At 71.0% G+C, this 17,200-nt stretch carries 21 protein-coding genes; 11 read left to right on the forward strand and 10 right to left on the reverse strand.

What is annotated here, in order from left to right:
- Positions 1-89 precede the first annotated feature (89 nt).
- From KXR53_RS06485 to KXR53_RS06505, 5 genes are all read right to left on the reverse strand, one after another.
- Positions 90-689, reverse strand: a complete 600-nt coding sequence (locus KXR53_RS06485; RefSeq protein ID WP_437374282.1) for a F0F1 ATP synthase subunit B family protein — start codon at positions 687-689, stop codon at positions 90-92.
- Positions 686-1,177, reverse strand: a complete 492-nt coding sequence (locus KXR53_RS06490) for a F0F1 ATP synthase subunit B family protein (RefSeq protein ID WP_437374283.1) — start codon at positions 1,175-1,177, stop codon at positions 686-688. Before KXR53_RS06490 ends, KXR53_RS06485 begins: the two co-directional genes overlap by 4 nt.
- Positions 1,178-1,251: 74 nt before the next feature.
- Positions 1,252-1,476, reverse strand: a complete 225-nt coding sequence (locus KXR53_RS06495; RefSeq protein ID WP_437374284.1) for a F0F1 ATP synthase subunit C — start codon at positions 1,474-1,476, stop codon at positions 1,252-1,254.
- Positions 1,477-1,536: 60 nt separating this feature from the next.
- Positions 1,537-2,256 (reverse strand): F0F1 ATP synthase subunit A, encoded by a 720-nt coding sequence (locus tag KXR53_RS06500; RefSeq protein ID WP_437374285.1) that lies wholly within the window; start codon positions 2,254-2,256, stop codon positions 1,537-1,539.
- 3 nt (positions 2,257-2,259) lie between these two features.
- Complete coding sequence (locus tag KXR53_RS06505) at positions 2,260-2,631, reverse strand: AtpZ/AtpI family protein (protein ID WP_437374286.1); 372 nt, start codon at positions 2,629-2,631, stop codon at positions 2,260-2,262.
- 155 nt (positions 2,632-2,786) lie between these two features.
- On the opposite strand from KXR53_RS06505, the gene KXR53_RS06510 reads away from it, so the two are divergent.
- On the forward strand, positions 2,787-4,076 hold the full coding sequence (locus KXR53_RS06510) for an MFS transporter (protein ID WP_437374287.1): 1,290 nt from the start codon (positions 2,787-2,789) through the stop codon (positions 4,074-4,076).
- Positions 4,077-4,139: 63 nt separating this feature from the next.
- Entirely contained in the window at positions 4,140-4,934 is a 795-nt protein-coding gene (gene xth / locus KXR53_RS06515; protein ID WP_437374288.1) for an exodeoxyribonuclease III, read from the forward strand.
- 75 nt (positions 4,935-5,009) lie between these two features.
- Here xth and KXR53_RS06520 read toward each other — a convergent pair whose 3' ends face one another.
- From KXR53_RS06520 to KXR53_RS06540, 5 genes are all read right to left on the reverse strand, one after another.
- On the reverse strand, positions 5,010-5,474 hold the full coding sequence (locus KXR53_RS06520; RefSeq protein WP_437374289.1) for an SRPBCC family protein: 465 nt from the start codon (positions 5,472-5,474) through the stop codon (positions 5,010-5,012).
- A complete protein-coding gene (locus tag KXR53_RS06525) occupies positions 5,471-5,794 on the reverse strand; it encodes an ArsR/SmtB family transcription factor (RefSeq protein WP_437374290.1) in 324 nt (107 codons plus the stop codon). Before KXR53_RS06525 ends, KXR53_RS06520 begins: the two co-directional genes overlap by 4 nt.
- Before the next feature lie 87 nt (positions 5,795-5,881).
- Positions 5,882-6,379: a class I SAM-dependent methyltransferase gene (locus KXR53_RS06530; protein WP_437374291.1), complete on the reverse strand. Its 498-nt coding sequence runs from the start codon at positions 6,377-6,379 to the stop codon at positions 5,882-5,884.
- Positions 6,380-6,387: 8 nt separating this feature from the next.
- Positions 6,388-6,837: a cyclic nucleotide-binding domain-containing protein gene (locus KXR53_RS06535; protein WP_026873225.1), complete on the reverse strand. Its 450-nt coding sequence runs from the start codon at positions 6,835-6,837 to the stop codon at positions 6,388-6,390.
- Positions 6,838-6,867: 30 nt separating this feature from the next.
- Positions 6,868-9,522 (reverse strand): ABC transporter transmembrane domain-containing protein, encoded by a 2,655-nt coding sequence (locus KXR53_RS06540; protein ID WP_437374292.1) that lies wholly within the window; start codon positions 9,520-9,522, stop codon positions 6,868-6,870.
- A gap of 197 nt (positions 9,523-9,719) precedes the next feature.
- On the opposite strand from KXR53_RS06540, the gene KXR53_RS06545 reads away from it, so the two are divergent.
- The 9 genes from KXR53_RS06545 (at position 9,720) to KXR53_RS06585 (ending at position 17,176) form a co-directional block, all read left to right on the forward strand.
- Positions 9,720-10,922 carry a glycosyltransferase family protein gene (locus KXR53_RS06545; RefSeq protein ID WP_437374293.1) on the forward strand — a complete coding sequence of 401 codons (1,203 nt, stop codon included), beginning with the start codon at positions 9,720-9,722 and terminating at the stop codon, positions 10,920-10,922.
- 7 nt (positions 10,923-10,929) lie between these two features.
- Positions 10,930-12,189, forward strand: a complete 1,260-nt coding sequence (locus tag KXR53_RS06550; RefSeq protein WP_437374294.1) for a glycosyltransferase family 4 protein — start codon at positions 10,930-10,932, stop codon at positions 12,187-12,189.
- Positions 12,186-13,277, forward strand: coding sequence for a glycosyltransferase family 4 protein (locus KXR53_RS06555; RefSeq protein ID WP_437374295.1), 1,092 nt, complete (start codon positions 12,186-12,188; stop codon positions 13,275-13,277). The genes KXR53_RS06550 and KXR53_RS06555 overlap by 4 nt, the downstream gene beginning before the upstream one ends.
- A gap of 90 nt (positions 13,278-13,367) precedes the next feature.
- Positions 13,368-13,643 (forward strand): AbrB/MazE/SpoVT family DNA-binding domain-containing protein, encoded by a 276-nt coding sequence (locus tag KXR53_RS06560; RefSeq protein WP_437374296.1) that lies wholly within the window; start codon positions 13,368-13,370, stop codon positions 13,641-13,643.
- Entirely contained in the window at positions 13,630-14,016 is a 387-nt protein-coding gene (locus tag KXR53_RS06565) for a type II toxin-antitoxin system VapC family toxin (protein ID WP_437374297.1), read from the forward strand. Before KXR53_RS06560 ends, KXR53_RS06565 begins: the two co-directional genes overlap by 14 nt.
- A gap of 4 nt (positions 14,017-14,020) precedes the next feature.
- A complete protein-coding gene (locus tag KXR53_RS06570; RefSeq protein WP_437374298.1) occupies positions 14,021-14,605 on the forward strand; it encodes a histidine phosphatase family protein in 585 nt (194 codons plus the stop codon).
- On the forward strand, positions 14,602-15,753 hold the full coding sequence (locus KXR53_RS06575) for a glycosyltransferase family protein (RefSeq protein WP_437374299.1): 1,152 nt from the start codon (positions 14,602-14,604) through the stop codon (positions 15,751-15,753). The genes KXR53_RS06570 and KXR53_RS06575 overlap by 4 nt, the downstream gene beginning before the upstream one ends.
- 95 nt (positions 15,754-15,848) lie before the next feature.
- Positions 15,849-16,643, forward strand: coding sequence for a polysaccharide deacetylase family protein (locus KXR53_RS06580; protein ID WP_437374300.1), 795 nt, complete (start codon positions 15,849-15,851; stop codon positions 16,641-16,643).
- The gene (locus tag KXR53_RS06585) at positions 16,640-17,176 is read left to right on the forward strand and encodes a hypothetical protein (protein ID WP_437374301.1); all 537 of its coding nucleotides are present in this window, start codon (positions 16,640-16,642) and stop codon (positions 17,174-17,176) included. Before KXR53_RS06580 ends, KXR53_RS06585 begins: the two co-directional genes overlap by 4 nt.
- Positions 17,177-17,200: the final 24 nt, after the last annotated feature.

Raw genomic sequence — 17,200 nt, forward strand, 5'->3', positions numbered from 1 at the left:
CAAGGGGTCTGAGAAATGCGGGCTAAAGAGCCTGGAAGCGAAAAGGCCCGGCCGAAGCCGGGCCTGTCCGCATCGTGGGTGTCGCAGGGTCAGTGCAGCTTGCCGCCGAGATCCGCGATCGCGTCGTCGATCAGCGCCGAACCCTTGGCCGGATCAGCGGCGAGCTGCCGGCCGACCAGGTCGCGGGCCGCCGAGACGGCGACGCCGACCGCGGTCGACCGCACCTCGGCCAGCGCCTGGGCCTCGGCATGGGCGATGCGCTCCAGCGCCATGACCTCGCGCCGCTTCATCGCCTCCTCGATATCCACCGCCGCCTTCTCGCGCAGGCGCTGGGCATCGTGCTTGGCGCGCTCGATGATCGCCGCGGCCTCGGCCGCCGCCTCGCGCTGGCGCGCCTGCGCCTGGGCGAGATGGGCCTCGGCCTCGCTGCGCAGCCGCTCCGCCTCCGCCAGATCCTCGCGGATCCGCTCGGTGCGCTTGTCGACCACGCCGAGGATGGTCGCGCGGGCCTTCACCGCCAGCAGCACCAGCAGGAGGACCAGCGCCGCGGCCAGCACCAATTCGACCGCGCCGTGGGTATCTTCCTCGGCATGCTCGATATGCTCGAGCTCGGTCTGGGCGTGGCTCGCGTCCTGGGCGTGCGCGGCGCCGATGAAGATCTCGTTCGCGATGGTGTCGAGAACGCTCATCGGGCCCCTCCCAGCGCGCCGTCGACCGCGGCGGTGACCGCGGCCTGGTCCGGCGCCGTGCCGGTCAGCTTGGCGGCCAGCACGCCGGCCACCTCGGCCGCGATGTCGCGGGCGTCGGCCTTGAGGTCGGCGCGGATCTTGCCGATCCGGGTCTCGGCCTCGGCGGTCCGGGCGGCGAGCTCCGCGGCGAAGGCGGCCTGGCGACGCGCCGTCAGCGCCGCGATCTCCTGATTCGCAGCGGCGATGGCGGTCTGGGCCTCGCCCCGAGCCTTGGCGAGCGCGGCCTCATAGGCCTGGGCGACCGCCTCGGTCTCGTTGCGCGCGCCTTCGGCCCGCTCCAGATCGCCGGCGATCTTGGCGGCGCGCTGGTCGATCGTCTTCGCCAGCTGCGGCAGCAGCCGGCGCGACAAGAGCCAGTACAGAGCGATGAAGACGACCGCCAGCCAGAAGAGCTGCGACGCAAACCACTCGGGATTGAACTGTGGCATCGGACTCCCCCTGCCGGGCCGGCCCTGGGCCGCTCAAGGCTGCGGCCGGCCCATGACGATTGGCAGCGAGACCGTCAGGCGAACAACGAGATCAGCGCGACGATCAGCGCGAACAGCGCGATGGCTTCCGTCACGGCGAAGCCGATCCAGATGCTGGCGCCGATCTCTTCCTTGGCCGCCGGGTTGCGGGCGAGCGCGCCGATGTAGCTGGCCCAGACGTTGCCCACGCCGATGCCGGCGCCGATCATGCCGATCGCAGCGAGGCCCGCGCCGATGAACTTGGCAGCTTCGAGGTCCATTTTGACTTCCTTCGTAGATGGGTAGGTTGGTGAAGGCAACGGTTCGCGGGCTGCGATCCGTCAGTGGAGGTGCAGCGCGTCGTGCAGGTACACGCAGCTGAGGATGGTGAAGATGTAGGCCTGCAGGACGGCGATGAAGAGCTCGAGCAGCGTCAGCGGCACCAGGAAGGCGAAGGGCACGATGCCGCCGATGCCGAGGGCGATGACGAAGCCGCCGATGACCTTCAGCAGCACATGGCCGACCGTCATGTTGGCGAAAAGTCGGACGGAGAGGCTGATCGGCCGCGACAGGTACGAGATCAGCTCGACCGGCACCAGGATCACCGCGGTCCACAAGGGCGCGCCATGCGGGAAGAACATCCGCAGATAGCCGGCGCCGTGCCGCGCGAAGCCGATCACCGTGACGCCCAGGAACACCACAAGGGCCAGGGCGAAGGTGACGATGATGTGGCTGGTGAAGGTGAAGGTGCCGGGAATGATCCCGATCACGTTGCCGAACAGGATGAAGATGAACAGCGTGAAGATGAAGGGGAAGTATTTCATCCCCTCCTTGCCGGCGTTGTCGCGGATCATGTTGGCGACAAGCTCGTACAGCATCTCGGCGAAGGATTGCACCCGGCCCGGGATCAGCGCGCCGCGGCCGCCGAAGAACAGCACCGCCGAAGCGACGCCGGCGGCGATCACCATGAACAGCGACGAATTGGTGAAGGAGAGATCCAGGCCGCCGATATCGACATGCAGGATCTTCTGGATCTGGAACTGTTCGGTTGGCGACGCCACGCCTTATCTCCCGCCCCGGTTTCGCTCCGCCTGCTCGGCGGCCCGCTTCGCCTTCGCCGCCCGGTCCAGCTCGACGCCGGTCCGGTAGACATTCATCAAGCCGGCCACCGCGCCCAGGATGAAGAACAGAATCAACAACCAGGGCCGCGTGCCGAGCCATCGGTCGAGACCCCAGCCGATTCCGGCGCCGACTGCGATCGCAGCCAGCAGCTCGACCGCGATTCGAAAGCCGGCGGCCATGCCAGCACGACCGACATCGCGCCCGTCAGCCCCGCCCTTCGCCTCGCGCCCCGCTCCCGGCAGCTTCGCCTTCGCCTCCTTCAGGCGACGGTCGAAGTCCGAAACCGGCGGCGGGTTTTGGTCGTTCTGGGTCACGTTGTCGAACACCCTTTCGGGCGGCGGCCACCCCCACCTCAAGCGGCGCGCACCTTAGTGACGGTGCGGTGCGGCGTCAAGGCGACAAAAGGGCCGCGAAGCCGGCCGGTTCCGCGGCACTGGCCCCGGCTCGCTCCGCCGGGCTAGAGTCGGCCATGCTCAGCCCGCTCCTCGCCGTCGCGGCGATCCTCGCCGGCATCACCATCGTCTCGCTGGGCCAGGGCGTGTTCTCGACCCTGGTGCCGGTGCGGCTGACCGAGGCCGGGCTGCCGGCCGACCGGGTCGGCCTGGTGGTCGCGGCCAGCGCCGTCGGCTTCCTGATCGGCTGCCTGTTCGTCGCCCGGGTCATCCGCCTGGTCGGCCATATCCGCGCCTTCGCCGCCTTCGCCGCCGCCTCCTGCCTGGCCGGCCTCGCGCTGCCCTGGACCGTCGGGCTGCCCGGCTGGTTCCTGCTGCGCCTGGCCATGGGCTTCTGCTCCGCCGGGCTGTTCATGGTCACCGAGAGCTGGCTGAACGAGCTGACGCCGCGGCATCTGCGCGGCCGCATCCTGACCGCCTATGTCGTCGTGGTGATGCTGGCCCTCGGCGCCGGCCAGGCCCTGCTGACCGTGCTCAACACGCGCGACGTTCTGCCCTTCGTCCTGGCCTCGGCCGCCTTCACCCTGGCGCTGATCCCGGTGACGCTGACCCGGTCGCGCCACCCCAGCGTGCCGCACCGGATCCGGCCGATCCTGGGCAAGGCCTATCGGAACTCCCCGGTCGGGGCGGTCGGCTGCGTCGTGGTCGGGCTGGTGGCGGCGACGCTGCAGGGCGTGGCCCCGGTCTGGGGCGTGCATCGCGGCTTCACCACCGCCGAGATCGCGACGCTGATGGCGGCGACCCAGATCGGTGGCCTGTTGTGCCAATGGCCGCTCGGCTGGCTGTCCGACCGGATCGACCGGCGCTGGGTGATCCTGGCCGCCGCGGCCTGCACCATCGTCGCCGCGCTCGGCAGCATCGCCGCGGGGCGGGCGGAGGCCTTCGCCCTGCTGATCGTGCTGTTCGCGCTGTGGGGCGGCATGGCCGAGGCGATCTACCCGCTGTCGGTCGCCCATGCCAACGACCACGCCAGGCCGCAGGACTACGTGCCGCTGGCCGGGACGCTGCTGATCCTGTGGTCGGTCGGCTCCTCCGCCGGACCGCTGGTCGCGACCGTGGCGATGGAGCGGCTGGGGCCGGATGCCCTCTTCGTCTATGTCGCGCTGCTGGTCGGCGCCTTCGCCGGCTTCGTGCTGTGGCGCATGGCCCGGCGCGGCCGGGTCGCCGCCGGCGAGGCGGAGCAGTTCGTCGGCCTCGCCGCCGGATCAAGCCCGGCCCCGGCCGAGCTGGACCCCCGCATCCGGCCGGAGGACGAGGCCGAGGCCGAGTCGGGCTATGACGATTGCGAGGACGTGCCGGCGCGGTGAGGCAGTGATTCCATCCCGTTTCGTTCTGCTTTAGGGTCGCGGGCCGCATCGCAGAGAGGGCCCATGCGCATCGCCACCTGGAACATCAACTCCGTCCGCCTGCGCCAGGAGCTGGTGCTGCGCCTGATCGACGAGACCGCGCCCGACATCATCTGCCTGCAGGAGACCAAGACCCCGGACCACAGCTTCCCGCACCAGCCCTTCGTCGACTTCGGCTACCGCCACATCGCGATCTCCGGCATGAAGGGCTACAACGGCGTCGCCGTGATCTCGCGCCTGCCCTTCGAGAGCCACGAGATCCGGCACTGGTGCGGCAAGGAGGACTGCCGCCACATCGCCGTCCGCCTGCCGGACGGAACCGAGGTGCACAACCTGTACATCCCGGCCGGCGGCGACATCCCGGACCCGGCGGTGAACGAGAAGTTCGCCCACAAGCTGCAGTTCCTGGACGAGATGACGGCCTGGTGGCCGGAGAACCGGAGGCGGGACCAGAAGCTGATCCTGGTCGGCGACCTGAACATCGCGCCGCTGGAGCACGACGTCTGGTCGCATAAGCAGCTGCTGGACGTGGTCAGCCACACCCCGATCGAGGTCGAGAAGCTGACCGCGATGCAGTCGACCCTCGGCTGGGTCGATAGCGCCCGCACCTTCGTGCCGCCGGACCAGAAGCTGTACACCTGGTGGAGCTACCGCGCCGCGGACTGGCAGGCCTCCGACCGCGGCCGGCGCCTCGACCACATCTGGGTTACCCCGCCGCTGGCCGGTAGCCTGAAGGCCCACCGCACCCTGCGCGAGGCGCGCGGCTGGGAGCCGAAGCCGAGCGACCACGTGCCGGTGGTGGTGGACGTCGAGATCTGAGGACGGCCGCCCTCGGCCGCTCTTTTGCTGTCAAGCCCGGGCATGACAATTTGGAGCCAAGTGCCGGAAAGCTGGCTAGCCAACCGCCCCTGCGAAGCCGGCCAAGGTGGCTTCCCAGGCCTCCGGGCCGTCGAAGACCTGCCGCATCCGGTCGGCGTCCTCGCCATAGCCGTCGAGCCGGTGCTCGAGCTCCACCAACGTGCCATCGCCGTCGGCGGAGAACCGCACCTCGAGCTCCGTCACCAGATCGGGGTCGTAGCGCCACTGGGTGTTGATCTGCCAAGCCAGGACCAGGCGGGCGGGCGGCTCCCAGGCCAGAACCTTGCCCCACTGGCATTCCGTGCCGTCCTCGCCGCGCTCGAACCAGCGGCCGCCGGCCTCCGGCTCCACCACCACCTCCTTGATCGGCGAGCCGCCGATCGAGTGCCGGCGCGGCCACCAGCGGGTCATGCCCGCGGTGAAGACGTCGAAGGCGCGCCGGGGTTCCGTACGGACCCGGATGCTCTTGCGGACGGGGGCGACGGCGATGGTCGGTGTCATCGGCTCTCCTCCTCTGTCGTCGTGGTGTCGTCGACCTCGGCCGCGAAGGCGGCCAGGGCCTGATCCCAGAACTGGTCCAGCCAGGCCCGCAGGGCGCCCAGCCCCTTGGGGTCGATATAGTAGACCCGGCGCGCGCCGTCGGCCTGGTCCGCCACCAGCCCGGCGTCCCGCAGGACCTTCAGATGCTGCGACACGGCCGGCCGGCTGACCGGCAGGCCGTCGGCGATGCGGCCGACCGGCTTGGGTCCGGTCCGCAGCCGCTCGAATACCGCCCGGCGGGTCGGATCGGCCAATGCCGCAAGCGCTTTATCGTAAGCCATGACTTACCGTAAGTCATGGCTTACGATATTGTCAAGCGGCGAAGGACCGTCGGTTGGGTTCGCGGACGCGAACCCAACCCACACCGGTCATCCGGCCAGCGGCCGGCGATAGAGGTAGTACCGCCCGGGCGAGACGCCGGGGGGCTCCGGCAGCTCCTGCCACCCCAGCCCGGCGAAGGCGATGTTGGCGACGATCACGCCGCCCGGCGCCAGCACCGGCACCAGAAGCGGCCCCAGCGCCGCCGCCAGCGCCCGGTTGGCCGCGTCGTCGCCGGAGCCGAGATCGGCATGGATCAGCGCCATGCCGTCGCGATGCGCCGCGGCGAAGCCCGGCATGGTCTCCAGCACCTCGCCCAGCACCATGTGATCGTCGGGCGGGATGCAGGCGGGATGCGCCGCGATCCGACGGTCGAACACCCAGATCGCGCGGTCCGGCAGCTTCTCGCGCAGATGATCGTAGGTGCGGCCGTTGCCGAGGCCGAGTTCCATGACATCGCCCGGCAGGCTGGCGATGGCGCGCGCGGCCCAGTCGAGGCAGGCGCGCTGCGCCTGCATCCGGCGGATGAAGCTGTCGAGGCGGCTCACGATCCGGGTCAGGCCGTCTGGCGGGCGCGGGCTGCTTCCTTGGTGGTGCGTTCGAGGCGCAGCGCCAGAACGCGCATGATCTCGATCGCCATCTGCGGGAACTCCGTGATCATGCGGAAGAACTGGTCCTTGGCGATGACCAGGGCGGTGACGTCGGTGCGCGCCTGCACCGTGGCGGTGCGCGGCACGTCGCAGAGGATCGCGATCTCGCCGACGAAGTCGTTGCGGCCGACCGAGGCCACGGTCAGGGGCCCGGTCTCGGCATCGACGATGACGTCGGCCTCGCCGTCGATGATGATGAAGGCGGCGCGGCCGATCTCCCCCTGCCGGCACAGCACCTGCCCCGCGGGGAAGCGGACACGCTCGCTGGTGAAGGCCAGAAGCTTCAGCTTCGAGGTGTCGATGTTGGCGAAGAGCGGGATCCGCTTCAGCAGCTCGACTTCTTCCGCAAGGCTCACCGATCCGTCCTCCAGCTCCCTGTTTGCATTCTACTCCGCTTCCAGCAATTCGTGCAGCGCGCTGCCTTGGCGGTTGAGCGATTGGAAATCGCCGCGTTCGACGATCCGGCCGTGCCGCACCACGACGATGTCGGCGAACTCCCGGGCCATGCTGGGCCGATGCACGCCCCAGATCAAGCCGCGGCCGTTGCGCAGCTCGCGGATGGCGCGGTGCACCCGGCCCTGCGCCACCCCGTCGAGGGTCGAGGTCGCCTCGTTCAGCAGCAGCAGGTCGGTGTTCTTCAGGAGCGCCCGGCCCAGCCCCACCTTCTGCCGCTGCACCGCGGACAGACGGCTGCCGGCGACGCCGACCGAGAAGTCGAGCCCGACCGCGATCACGCTGTCGCGCAGATCGACCTCGTCGACCACGGTCTGGATCAGGGTCTGCACCCGCTCCGCCGCATCCGGCCGGCCGTAGCGGATCTTGCCGAACAGGATGTTGTCCTGCAGCGACGCCGCCTCGTTGAACCGCTCGGCGTCGAAGAACTCGATGTACGGGCGAAGATGCGTTGGCAGCTCGGCGGCGAACACCTTGCGGGCCTCGAGCAGCCGCTGCTGCATGTCGGCCTCGAACACGCCCAGGCGGTGGCGGGACGGCACCAGCTTGAATGGAAGCGACAGCAGGCGGGTGCGGTCGGCCGGCCGCAGCGCCGCCGTCCCCTCCTTCTTCGCCCGCAGCACGATCGGCTGGAATTCGGGCAGGTCCTCGGAGCCGATGAAGCTGAACTGCTCGAAGAACTCGTGGCCGGGCGGCAGGTCGGCGAACAGCTCGACCATGGTCTCGGCCATCTGGGCGCCGACCTGGATGAAGTCCTCCATCAGGCGGGTGCGCTGCAGCACCGACAGCACATACTCGTTCTCGGCCAGCGCGTCATAGGCGAAGACCGGGCCGACCGGGGTGCCGAACAGCAGGTTCTCGGCCACCGAGGCGGAGGTGTTGAAGCGGTCCGCATCGTACAGCTCGACCAGGTCCCCGAGATCGGTCTCGGCCAGGGTCTTGCGCACCGACACGCGCGCCGCCAGCACCCGGTCGGCGATCTCCGGCGCCTTGTCCGGGTCGATCGTGCCGTTCAGGCCGATGCGGTAGACGTCCTGCTCCATGTCGATCGCCTGCAGGATCTCCAGCGCCCGGTCCTGCAGCGCCTCCGGCCCGTCCACCCCCGCCGCCTGGTAGTCGATCCAGTCGGCATTGATGTCGAAATCGGTGTTGCCGGCCGCCTTCGCCTCCACCTCCCGCCGGGCCCGGCGGCGCTTCGCCGCGTCGTCGGCATACTGCGCCTCGCGCAGCGGCCGGTGCGACAGGCCGTAATACAGGTTCTGGCGCAGCGTGCCGGTGAACATGTAGCTGTGCGCGCCGACATAGCCGATGCGGCGGCCGATCACCGCCTCGCTCAGGCTGTCGTAATCGTGGTCGCCGAGCCGGATCTTGCCGCTGGTCGGCGAGATCAGCCGCGCCATCATCAGCATCAGCTCGTCCTTGCCGACCCCGGCGCCGACCACGGCGACATGGCCGTCGGTCGGGAAGGTGGCGGTCAGCCCCTCGATCACCGTCATGCCGCTGTCGTCGACCAGCGAGACGGCGGAGAAGCTGAGCTCCTTCGGCAGCGGGCCGTCGATCACCTCATCGCCGGTGATACGCTCGATCGGCAGCAGCTCGGGCGGCTGGAACTGCTCCACCACCTGCTCGTACTTGATCCGGGTATCGGCCTGGGTCTGGTAGTAGTCGAGCAGGTCCTTCCATGGCGCCGCCAGGTCCTTGTAGGCGGCCAGCACCGCGACCAGGGCGCCGAGCTGGATGTCGCCGCGGATCACCAGCCAGCCGCCGATCGAATAGAAGAAGAACGGCGTCAGCTGGTTGATGAAGTTGTTCAGGAACTTGATGAAGAACTTGCGATTGTAGATCTCGAACCGGATGTCGTAGATCGTCCCCAGCCGGTCGGAGAAATCCGCCAGATGTACGGCGGTGGCGTCGTTGGCATGCATGTCGGTGATGCCGGAGACGGATTCGCCGATGCGGTCGGCCAGCTTGCGCACGGTGCGCACCCGCTCCTTGCCCAGCTGGTTCACCCGCTTCTGCAGCTTCGGGATCAGCCAGCCCTGCAACGGGTACAGCGACACCGCCGCCGCCCCCAGGATCGGGTCCTGGACGAAGATGAAGTAGATGTAGACCAGCAGCGTCCCCGCCGACCAGATCGGCTGGACGAAGGCGTCGCCGATGAAGCCGCCCAGCGGCTCGACCTCGGAGGTGATCATCGGGATCATCTCGCCCTGCGAGGTCTTGCGGAAATGCGGCAGCGGGAAACGCAGGATGCGGCAGTACAGCTCGTAGCGCAGCCGGCGCAGCATGCGCTCGCCCAGCTTGCCCTTGTAGATGTTGATGTAGAGCTTGAACCCGCCGTTGATGAACACCAGCGCCAGGAACAGGAACGACAGCAGCAGCAGGTATTCGATCCGGTCGAACTGGAAGCCGAGGATCGTCTTGGGGAAATCCCCCGCTGCCTTATCGTCAATCGCGCCGTTGACGATCTGCTTCGGCAGATCCAGCGAATAATAGACAAAAGGAAAGGAGATCAACGTGACGATAAGGATGTAGACCTGCTCGCGGCTGCTGTGCCGCAAGATGAACTTGAAGATGTTGGAATCCATCGCGATCCAGGTCCAGCCTCGCCGGGCACGGGCAGGACCATAGCGTGAACTTTGCACGGCGCAAAGCATGTGACGGCGGTCACGACGGTGGGATAAAGGGTGCGGGTGACGGGTCCGAAGCCTTCGTGCTAAAAGCGCGCCGGGCGGCAGGCGTCGCCCATGTCCGCCCGTCCCGGGTCCCCAGGCGACAAGGCTGCATGGCGAAGCGCACCGCTCAGGCCCGCATCCTGATCTACAGCCACGACAGCTTCGGCCTCGGCCATCTGCGCCGCTGCCGCACCATCGCCCATGCGCTGGTGGCGCGGCACAGCGACCTGTCGGTGATGATCCTGTCCGGCTCGCCGATCATCGGCAGCTTCGATTTCCGCAGCCGGGTCGACTTCGTTCGCATCCCCGGCGTGATCAAGCTGCGCAACGGCGACTACACCTCGCTGTCGCTGCACATCGACATCGAGGAGACGCTGGCCATGCGCGCCTCGATTATCGAGCACACGGCGGCGATCTTCGATCCCGACCTGTTCATCGTCGACAAGGAGCCGCTGGGCCTGCGCGGCGAGGTCAAGCAGACGCTGGAGATGCTGCGCGACCGCGGCACCCGCACCGTGCTGGGCCTGCGCGACGTGATGGACGAGCCGGCGCTGCTGGCCCCGGAATGGGAGCGCAAGAACGTCGTCCCGGCGCTGGAGCATCTCTACGACCAGCTCTGGATCTACGGCCTGCCGGAGATCTGCGACCCGCTGGCCGATATCGAGCTGCCGGATTCGGTGCGCGCCCGCATGACCTATACCGGCTATCTGCGCCGGCGGGCGCCGACCAACGTGCCGGCCGACGCGGTGCCGCTGCGCGATCCCTACATCCTGGTCACGCCGGGCGGCGGCGGCGACGGCGAGGACCTGGTCGACTGGGTGCTGCGGGCCTATGAGGCGGACCGGGCCATGCCCTGCGCCGCGCTGATCGTGCTGGGCCCCTTCATGCAGCGCGAGCGCCAGGCCGAGTTCATGGCCCGCGCCGCGCGCCTTGACGACGTCGAGGTCATCACCTTCGATGCGCGGATCGAGAACCTGATGGTCCGCGCCGCCGGCGTCGTCGCCATGGGCGGCTACAACACCTTCTGCGAGATCCTGTCCTTCGACAAGCGGGCTCTGCTGGTGCCCCGGGTGCGGCCGCGGCTGGAGCAGCACATCCGCGCCTCCCGCGCCGCCGAGCTGGGCCTCGTCAGCATGCTCGACCAGGATGGGCCGGGCGAGACGGAGGTGATGGTGCGCGCACTGCGGGCCCTGCCCGGCCAGCCGCTGCCCTCGACCCGCTTCCTGCCCGGCATGCTGGACGGGCTCGACGCCGTCGACCGGCTCGCGATGGACGCCATCGACCCGCCCGCCTCGATCCGCGCCACGGCTTGAGCAGGACATGACCGAGCGAGTGCAGAGCGTGCCGGGTGCCGGCCTGACCGCCATCGTGGTCAAGGGCTATCCGCGGCTGTCGGAGACCTTCATCGCGCAGGAGATCCTGGGCCTGCAGCAGCTCGGCCAGCGCCAGCTCATCGTCTCGCTGCGCCACCCGACCGACACCCAGGTGCACGAGCTGAACCGCCGGATCACGGCGCCGGTGCTGTACCTGCCGGAGTATCTGTACCAGGAGCAGGCGCGGGTCGAGGCGGCGCGCGACTGGGCCCGGCGCCAGCCCGGCTACGCCGCCGCCTATGCCGCCTTCCGCCGCGACTTCCGGCGCGACCCGACGCCGAACCGCTGGCGCCGCTTCGGCCAGGCCTGCGTGCTGGCGCGCGAGTTGCCGCCGGAAACAACCTGGATCTACGTCCATTATCTGCACACCCCGGCCTCGGTCGGCCGCTACGCCGCGCTGATCCGCGGCCTGCCCTGGAGCGTCTCGGCCCACGCCAAGGACATCTGGACGACGCCGGAGTGGGAGCTGCGCGAGAAGCTGGCCGAGGCGCGCTGGGCCGCCACCTGCACCGCGGTCAACCACGCCCATCTGGCCGGGCTGGCGCCGGAGCCGGCGCGGGTGTCGCTGGTGCATCACGGCCTCGACTTCGGCCGCTTTCCCGACCCGATCGCCCGGCCGCGCCGCGACGGCCGCGACCCGGCCGACCCGGTGCGGCTGATCTCGGTCGGCCGCGCCGTGGAGAAGAAGGGCTTCGACCGGCTGCTCGACGCCTTCGCGGCGCTGCCGCCGAACCTGGCCTGGCACTGGACCCATATCGGCGGCGGCGCGCTGCTGCCCGACCTGCGGGCCCAGGCGCTGCGGCTCGGCCTCGCCGACCGGATCGAGTGGCGTGGCGCCCTGACCCAGGACGCCGTGCTGGCGGCGCTGCTCGAGTCCGACCTGTTCGTGCTGACCGCGCGGATCGCCGCGGATGGCGACCGTGACGGGCTGCCCAACGTGCTGATGGAGGCGCAGGCCACCGGCCTGTGCTGTCTCGCCACCTCCGTCTCGGCGGTCCCGGAGCTGATCCTGGACGGCGAGACCGGGGTGCTGGTGCCGCCGGACAATGTGCCGGCGGCCGCCGACGCCCTGGCCGGGCTGATCATGGATCCGGCCCGGCGCGCCAAGCTGGGCGCGGCCGGCGCGGCGCGGGTGCGGCGCGACTTCGGCTTCGCCGTCGGCCTGGCCAAGCTGGCCCGCCGCTTCGGCCTGCCAGCCCCGGGATGAAGGTCGCCTTCTACGCGCCGATGAAGCCGCCGGGCCATCCGGTGCCCTCCGGCGACCGCCGCATGGCGCGGCTGCTGATCGAGGCGCTGCGACGCAGCAGCCACGAGGTGCATGTCGCCAGCCGGCTGCGCAGCTGGGATCCGGGGCTGGACCCGGCGCGGCCGGCGCGGATCCAGGCGCTGGGCGCCCGTATCGCCGAGCGGCTGATCCGGCGCTGGCGGGCGGCCCGTGCCGACCGGCCCGACCTCTGGTTCACCTACCATCTCTACCACAAGGCGCCGGACTGGCTGGGGCCGCCGGTGGCCGCGGCGCTGGGCATCCCCTATGTCGCCGCCGAGGCCTCGCACACGCCGCGCCAGGCCGAGGGGCGCTGGGCCGTCGGGCACCGCGCCGCCGCCGCGGCGATCCGCCGGGCCGCGGCGCTGGTCACCTTCAGCGACAAGGACGCGGCCGGCCTCGCCGCCCTCGTGCCGGCGAACCGCATCATTCGCCTGCCGCCCTTCCTCGACGCAGCCCCCTTCACCGCCCTCGCCCGCCGGCCGGCCGACCCACCGCGGCTCCTTGCCGTCGGCATGATGCGGGAGGGCGACAAGGAGCGGTCCTACGCCCTGCTGGCGGCGGCCCTGCGGCGCCTCGCGGACCGGCCCTGGAGCCTGACCGTGGTCGGCGACGGCCCGGCCCGGCCCCGGATCGAGCCGCTCTACGACCCGGCCCGGACCTCGTTCCGCGGCGCGCTGCCGTCCGAATCGATGCCCGAGGTACTGGCGCAGGCCGATCTCTTCGTCTGGCCGGCGGTAAACGAGGCCTTCGGCATGGCGCTGCTGGAGGCCCAGGCGGCCGGCCTGCCGGCGGTGGTCGGGGCGGCCGGCGGCGTTGCCGGGATCCTGCGCCATGGCGAGACCGGCCTGCTGGCCCCGGTCGGCGACGAGGCCGGCTTCGCCGCCGCGGTCGCGGCCCTGCTGGACGACCCGGCCCGGCGCCGGGCGATGGGCGAGGCCGCCCGCGCCAATGTCCTGGCCCGGCACGACATCGCCGCCGCCGCCGCGATCCTCGACCGCACCCTGGCGGAGGTGGCCGGGGGGCGATGATCGCCGGCACCACAAATAGGAGGGGAACTGTCCTTGCAGACCGAGGGGCAGAGCCATATCTTACCGTCGTCTTACCTAGGGGTGTGCGCCATGGCTTCCGGATCGGAACGGCAGACAACGGTCGTCTCGACCAAGGGACAGGTCATCCTGCCCAAGGCGATCCGCGATCGGCGACACTGGTCCGCCGGCACGCGACTGACGGTCGAAGACACGCCCGAAGGCGTCGTCCTGAAGCCCGCACCACTCTTTGCCGAAACCGGCATCGGCGAGGTGTTCGGATGCCTCGCCTATGCCGGGCCGACACGGTCGCTGGAGGACATGGCCGCCGCGATTGCCGCCGAGGCCAAGCGCCGTGCGCGCGATTGACACCAACGTCCTCGTCCGTTTCCTGGTGGCCGACGACAAGCGCCAGGCCGAACGAGCACGAGCGGCCTTCGAGGCCGGCGACATCACCATCGCCACGACAGTCATGCTGGAGAGCGAATGGGTGCTGCGCAGCGCCTATGGCTTCGCGCCGGACCAAGTCGCCGACGCGCTGCGGAGACTTGCCGGACTACCCGGCGTCACGCTTGAGGAACCGGCTCTCGTGGCACAGGCGCTGGACCGGATGGCTGAGGGCATGGATTTCGCCGACGCGCTGCATCTCGGCAAAGCGAGTCACTGCGACGCTTTTCTGACGTTCGATCGCAAGCTGATCAAGACTGCGGCCAAGCAGCCCGTCAGCGTCCGAGAGCCTTGACCGCATGACCCGCCTCCTCGTCCTGCGCCACGCGCCGACGGGCTGGAACGTCGAGCGCCGGATCCAGGGCCGGGCCGACATCCCGCTGTCCGAGGCTGGGCGCGCGGCGGCGGCGCAGTGGCGCCTGCCGGAGGGGACGGCCGGCTGGCAGGCGCTGGCCAGCCCCCTCTCCCGCGCCCTGGAGACGGCGCGGCTGCTCGGCCTCGACCCGGTACCGGAGCCGGCGCTGACCGAGCTGCACTGGGGCGAATGGGAGGGGCTGCGCCTGTCCGACAAGACCAGGATCGACCCGGCGGAGCTGGCCCGGCGCGAGGCGCTGGGCCGGGACTTCCGGGCCCCGGGCGGTGAGTCCTACCGCGAGCTGCAAGCCCGGCTGGCGCCGCTGCTGCTGCGGCTTGCCGTCGCGAAGCGCGACACCGTGGCCGTCTGTCATCGCGGCGTCATCCTGGCGCTCTATGCCTTGGCCGCCGATTGGACCATGATCGGCGACGCGCCGGACGGGCTGCAGTGGGGCTGCGCACACCTGTTCCGGCTGGACGATACGGGGGCGCCGGTGATCGAGCGGCTGAACATTTCTGTGGCGGCATGAAGGTCCTGTTTCACGTTCAGCACCTGCTGGGCATCGGCCATGTCCGGCGGGCGGCGGCGATCACCCGCGCCCTGGCCGAGGCGGGCTTCGCCGTGACCGTGGCCCAGGGCGGCTTTTCCGTGCCCGGCACCGACTGGGGCGGCGCCGAGGTGGTGCCGCTGCCGCCGGTGCGGTCGGCCGACACCGGCTTCCGCACCCTGCTGGACGCCGAAGACCGGCCGATCGACAGCGGCTGGAAGAAGCGCCGCGCCGCCGAGCTGCTGGCGCTGCTGGCCCGGACGAAACCCGACATCGTGCTGGTCGAGACCTTCCCCTTCGGCCGCCGCGCCTTCGCCTTCGAGCTGGTGCCGATGCTGGAGATCGCGCGCCGCGCCGCGCCCCGGCCGCTGATCGCCTGCTCGGTCCGCGACATCCTGGTGGACAAGAAGGACCCCGCCAAGGTCGAGGCCATGGCCGACACGGCGCTCGCCCTGTTCGACCTGGTGCTGGTGCATGGCGACCCGGCGGTGATCCCGTTCGAGGCCAGCTTCCGGCCGGCGCCGCGGGTCGCCCGGCTGATCCGCTACACCGGCTATGTCGGCGCGCCCTCGGCGCGCGAGGCGCCGCCGGGCGACGGCGTCGACGAGGTGATTGTCTCGGTCGGCGGCGGCGCGGTCGGCGCCGAGCTGCTGCGCACCGCCCTCGCCGCCCGCCCACTATCGGGCCAGAGTGGGGTGCGCTGGCGCCTGCTGGCCGGGCCCGACCTGCCCGCCGGCACCGTCGCCGCGCTGACCGCCGCGGCGCCGGAGGGCGTGGTGGTGGAGCCGGCGCGGCCGGACTTCCCGAGCCTCTTGTCGCGCTGCCGCCTGTCGATCAGCCAGGCCGGCTACAACACGGTGATGGATGTGGTGCGGGCCGGCTGCCGCGCCGTCTTCGTGCCCTTCGCCGCCGCCGGCGAGACGGAGCAGACCCGGCGGGCGGAGCTTTTGGCCGCCCGCGGCCATTGTCTCGTGGTGCCGGAGGCGGGGCTGACGCCGCAGCGTCTGGCCCGGGCGGTGGACGATGCCATGGCCGCCGTCCCGCCGCCGCGCGCGGCGCTGGCCCTGGACGGCGCCCGGACCGCGGCGGCCATCCTGCGCGACGCCGCTTCGAGCCGGAGCGCCGCGTGAGGAGGATGGACGAGCCGGGTTTCGAGGATGCGGGGCTTGCCGCCCGGCCGCGGCCTGCGGCTATAGTGCCGCTTTCGTCCGGACCATCCCGATCCATGCCCGCGCCCTTCGAGCCCCCTGCCCCGCCGCCCCCGGGCGAATCCTGGACCGAGCTGCGGGCCGAGTTGGACCGGTGGGCGGCGCTGGGCCGCCGCGCCGGCTTCTGGTGGCGCGACGACGACGCGGTGGCGCCCGGCCCGGCGCTGGACCGCCTGCTGGCCCTGGCCGCGCGGCACGGACGCTGGGTCGCGCTGGCGGTCATTCCCGCCGCGGCCGAGCCGGCGCTGGCCGAACGCCTGACCGGCACGGCGGCGGTGGTGATCCAGCACGGCTGGGCGCACCGGTCGCACGCGCCGGCCGGCGAGAAGACGGCCGAGCTGGGCGACCACCGGCCGGCCGAGGCCGTGCTGGCCGAGCTGACTGCCGGCCGCGACAAGCTGCAGGCCCTGTTCGGCGACCGCTTCCGCCCGGTGCTGGCGCCGCCCTGGAACCGCATCGGCCCGCGGCTGCGCGCCCGGCTGGGCGAGGCCGGCCTCTCCGTCCTGTCCGGCTTCGGCGCGCGCGACGCGGCGCCGGGCCCGGCTCAGATCAACACCCATGCCGACCCCATCGACTGGCGCGGCGGCCGCGGCTTCGCCGGTGTCGACCGGGCGCTGGCGCCGATCCTGCGGCACCTGGCCGACCGCCGCAGCGGCGCCGTCGATCCGGAGGAGCCGACCGGGATCCTGACGCATCACCTGGTCCATGACGACGAGGGATGGATCTTCCTCGACGGCCTGTTCTCCCTGTTGAGCCGGCACCCGGCGGCGGCCTGGCCGGATGCCGACAGCCTGTTCGGAGCCCGGCGATGACCGCCCACCGCTATGACATGGCCGAGCTGGGGGGCGACTACGCGCGCGGCGCGGCGGGGCTGGCCCTGACCGCGCTGCCGCTGATCCTGCTGCCGATGCACTGGATCGTCGCCGTGGCCTTCGCCGTCGCGGCGCTGGTGTTCCTGGCCTTCCTGGCCCGCACCTGGCTGCGCCATCGCAGCGTGATCGAGACCGACGACCAGGGCATCGTCGCGCACGGGCCCTTCGGCGGCCGCATCGCCTGGCGCGACCTGTCCCGCTTCCGGCTGCGCTACTTCTCGGTCCGGCGGGACCGCCAGCGCGGCTGGATGCAGCTCGAGCTTGGCGGCGGCGGCCGGCGGCTGAAGGTCGAGTCCACCATCAGCGGCTTCGATGAGATCGCGTCGCGGGCCCATGACGCAGCGGTCGCCAGGGGCCTGCCGATCGATGATTCGAGCCAGGCCAACCTGATGTCGCTCGGGCTGATCGCGCCCAAGGGCGGGCTGGCCGAGCGCTGGGGCGTCCGCCCCGCCAGCGACGGGTCCGAGGAATGACCGGCGCGGGGGCGAGAGACCGGA

The sequence above is a fragment of the Inquilinus limosus genome, from assembly GCF_051487185.1.
Taxonomy (GTDB): Bacteria; Pseudomonadota; Alphaproteobacteria; order DSM-16000; family Inquilinaceae; genus Inquilinus; species Inquilinus limosus_F.

Coding starts and splice junctions, on each gene's coding strand:
- KXR53_RS06485 (WP_437374282.1), bottom strand. CDS start 689: ATGAGCGTTCTCGACACCATCGCGAACGAGATCTTCATCGGCGCCGCG.
- KXR53_RS06575 (WP_437374299.1), top strand. CDS start 14,602: ATGAAGGTCCTGTTTCACGTTCAGCACCTGCTGGGCATCGGCCATGTC.
- KXR53_RS06550 (WP_437374294.1), top strand. CDS start 10,930: ATGACCGAGCGAGTGCAGAGCGTGCCGGGTGCCGGCCTGACCGCCATC.
- KXR53_RS06560 (WP_437374296.1), top strand. CDS start 13,368: ATGGCTTCCGGATCGGAACGGCAGACAACGGTCGTCTCGACCAAGGGA.
- KXR53_RS06580 (WP_437374300.1), top strand. CDS start 15,849: ATGCCCGCGCCCTTCGAGCCCCCTGCCCCGCCGCCCCCGGGCGAATCC.
- KXR53_RS06510 (WP_437374287.1), top strand. CDS start 2,787: ATGCTCAGCCCGCTCCTCGCCGTCGCGGCGATCCTCGCCGGCATCACC.
- KXR53_RS06540 (WP_437374292.1), bottom strand. CDS start 9,522: ATGGATTCCAACATCTTCAAGTTCATCTTGCGGCACAGCAGCCGCGAG.
- KXR53_RS06570 (WP_437374298.1), top strand. CDS start 14,021: ATGACCCGCCTCCTCGTCCTGCGCCACGCGCCGACGGGCTGGAACGTC.
- KXR53_RS06490 (WP_437374283.1), bottom strand. CDS start 1,177: ATGCCACAGTTCAATCCCGAGTGGTTTGCGTCGCAGCTCTTCTGGCTG.
- xth (WP_437374288.1), top strand. CDS start 4,140: ATGCGCATCGCCACCTGGAACATCAACTCCGTCCGCCTGCGCCAGGAG.
- KXR53_RS06495 (WP_437374284.1), bottom strand. CDS start 1,476: ATGGACCTCGAAGCTGCCAAGTTCATCGGCGCGGGCCTCGCTGCGATC.
- KXR53_RS06520 (WP_437374289.1), bottom strand. CDS start 5,474: ATGACACCGACCATCGCCGTCGCCCCCGTCCGCAAGAGCATCCGGGTC.
- KXR53_RS06545 (WP_437374293.1), top strand. CDS start 9,720: ATGGCGAAGCGCACCGCTCAGGCCCGCATCCTGATCTACAGCCACGAC.
- KXR53_RS06525 (WP_437374290.1), bottom strand. CDS start 5,794: ATGGCTTACGATAAAGCGCTTGCGGCATTGGCCGATCCGACCCGCCGG.
- KXR53_RS06585 (WP_437374301.1), top strand. CDS start 16,640: ATGACCGCCCACCGCTATGACATGGCCGAGCTGGGGGGCGACTACGCG.
- KXR53_RS06555 (WP_437374295.1), top strand. CDS start 12,186: ATGAAGGTCGCCTTCTACGCGCCGATGAAGCCGCCGGGCCATCCGGTG.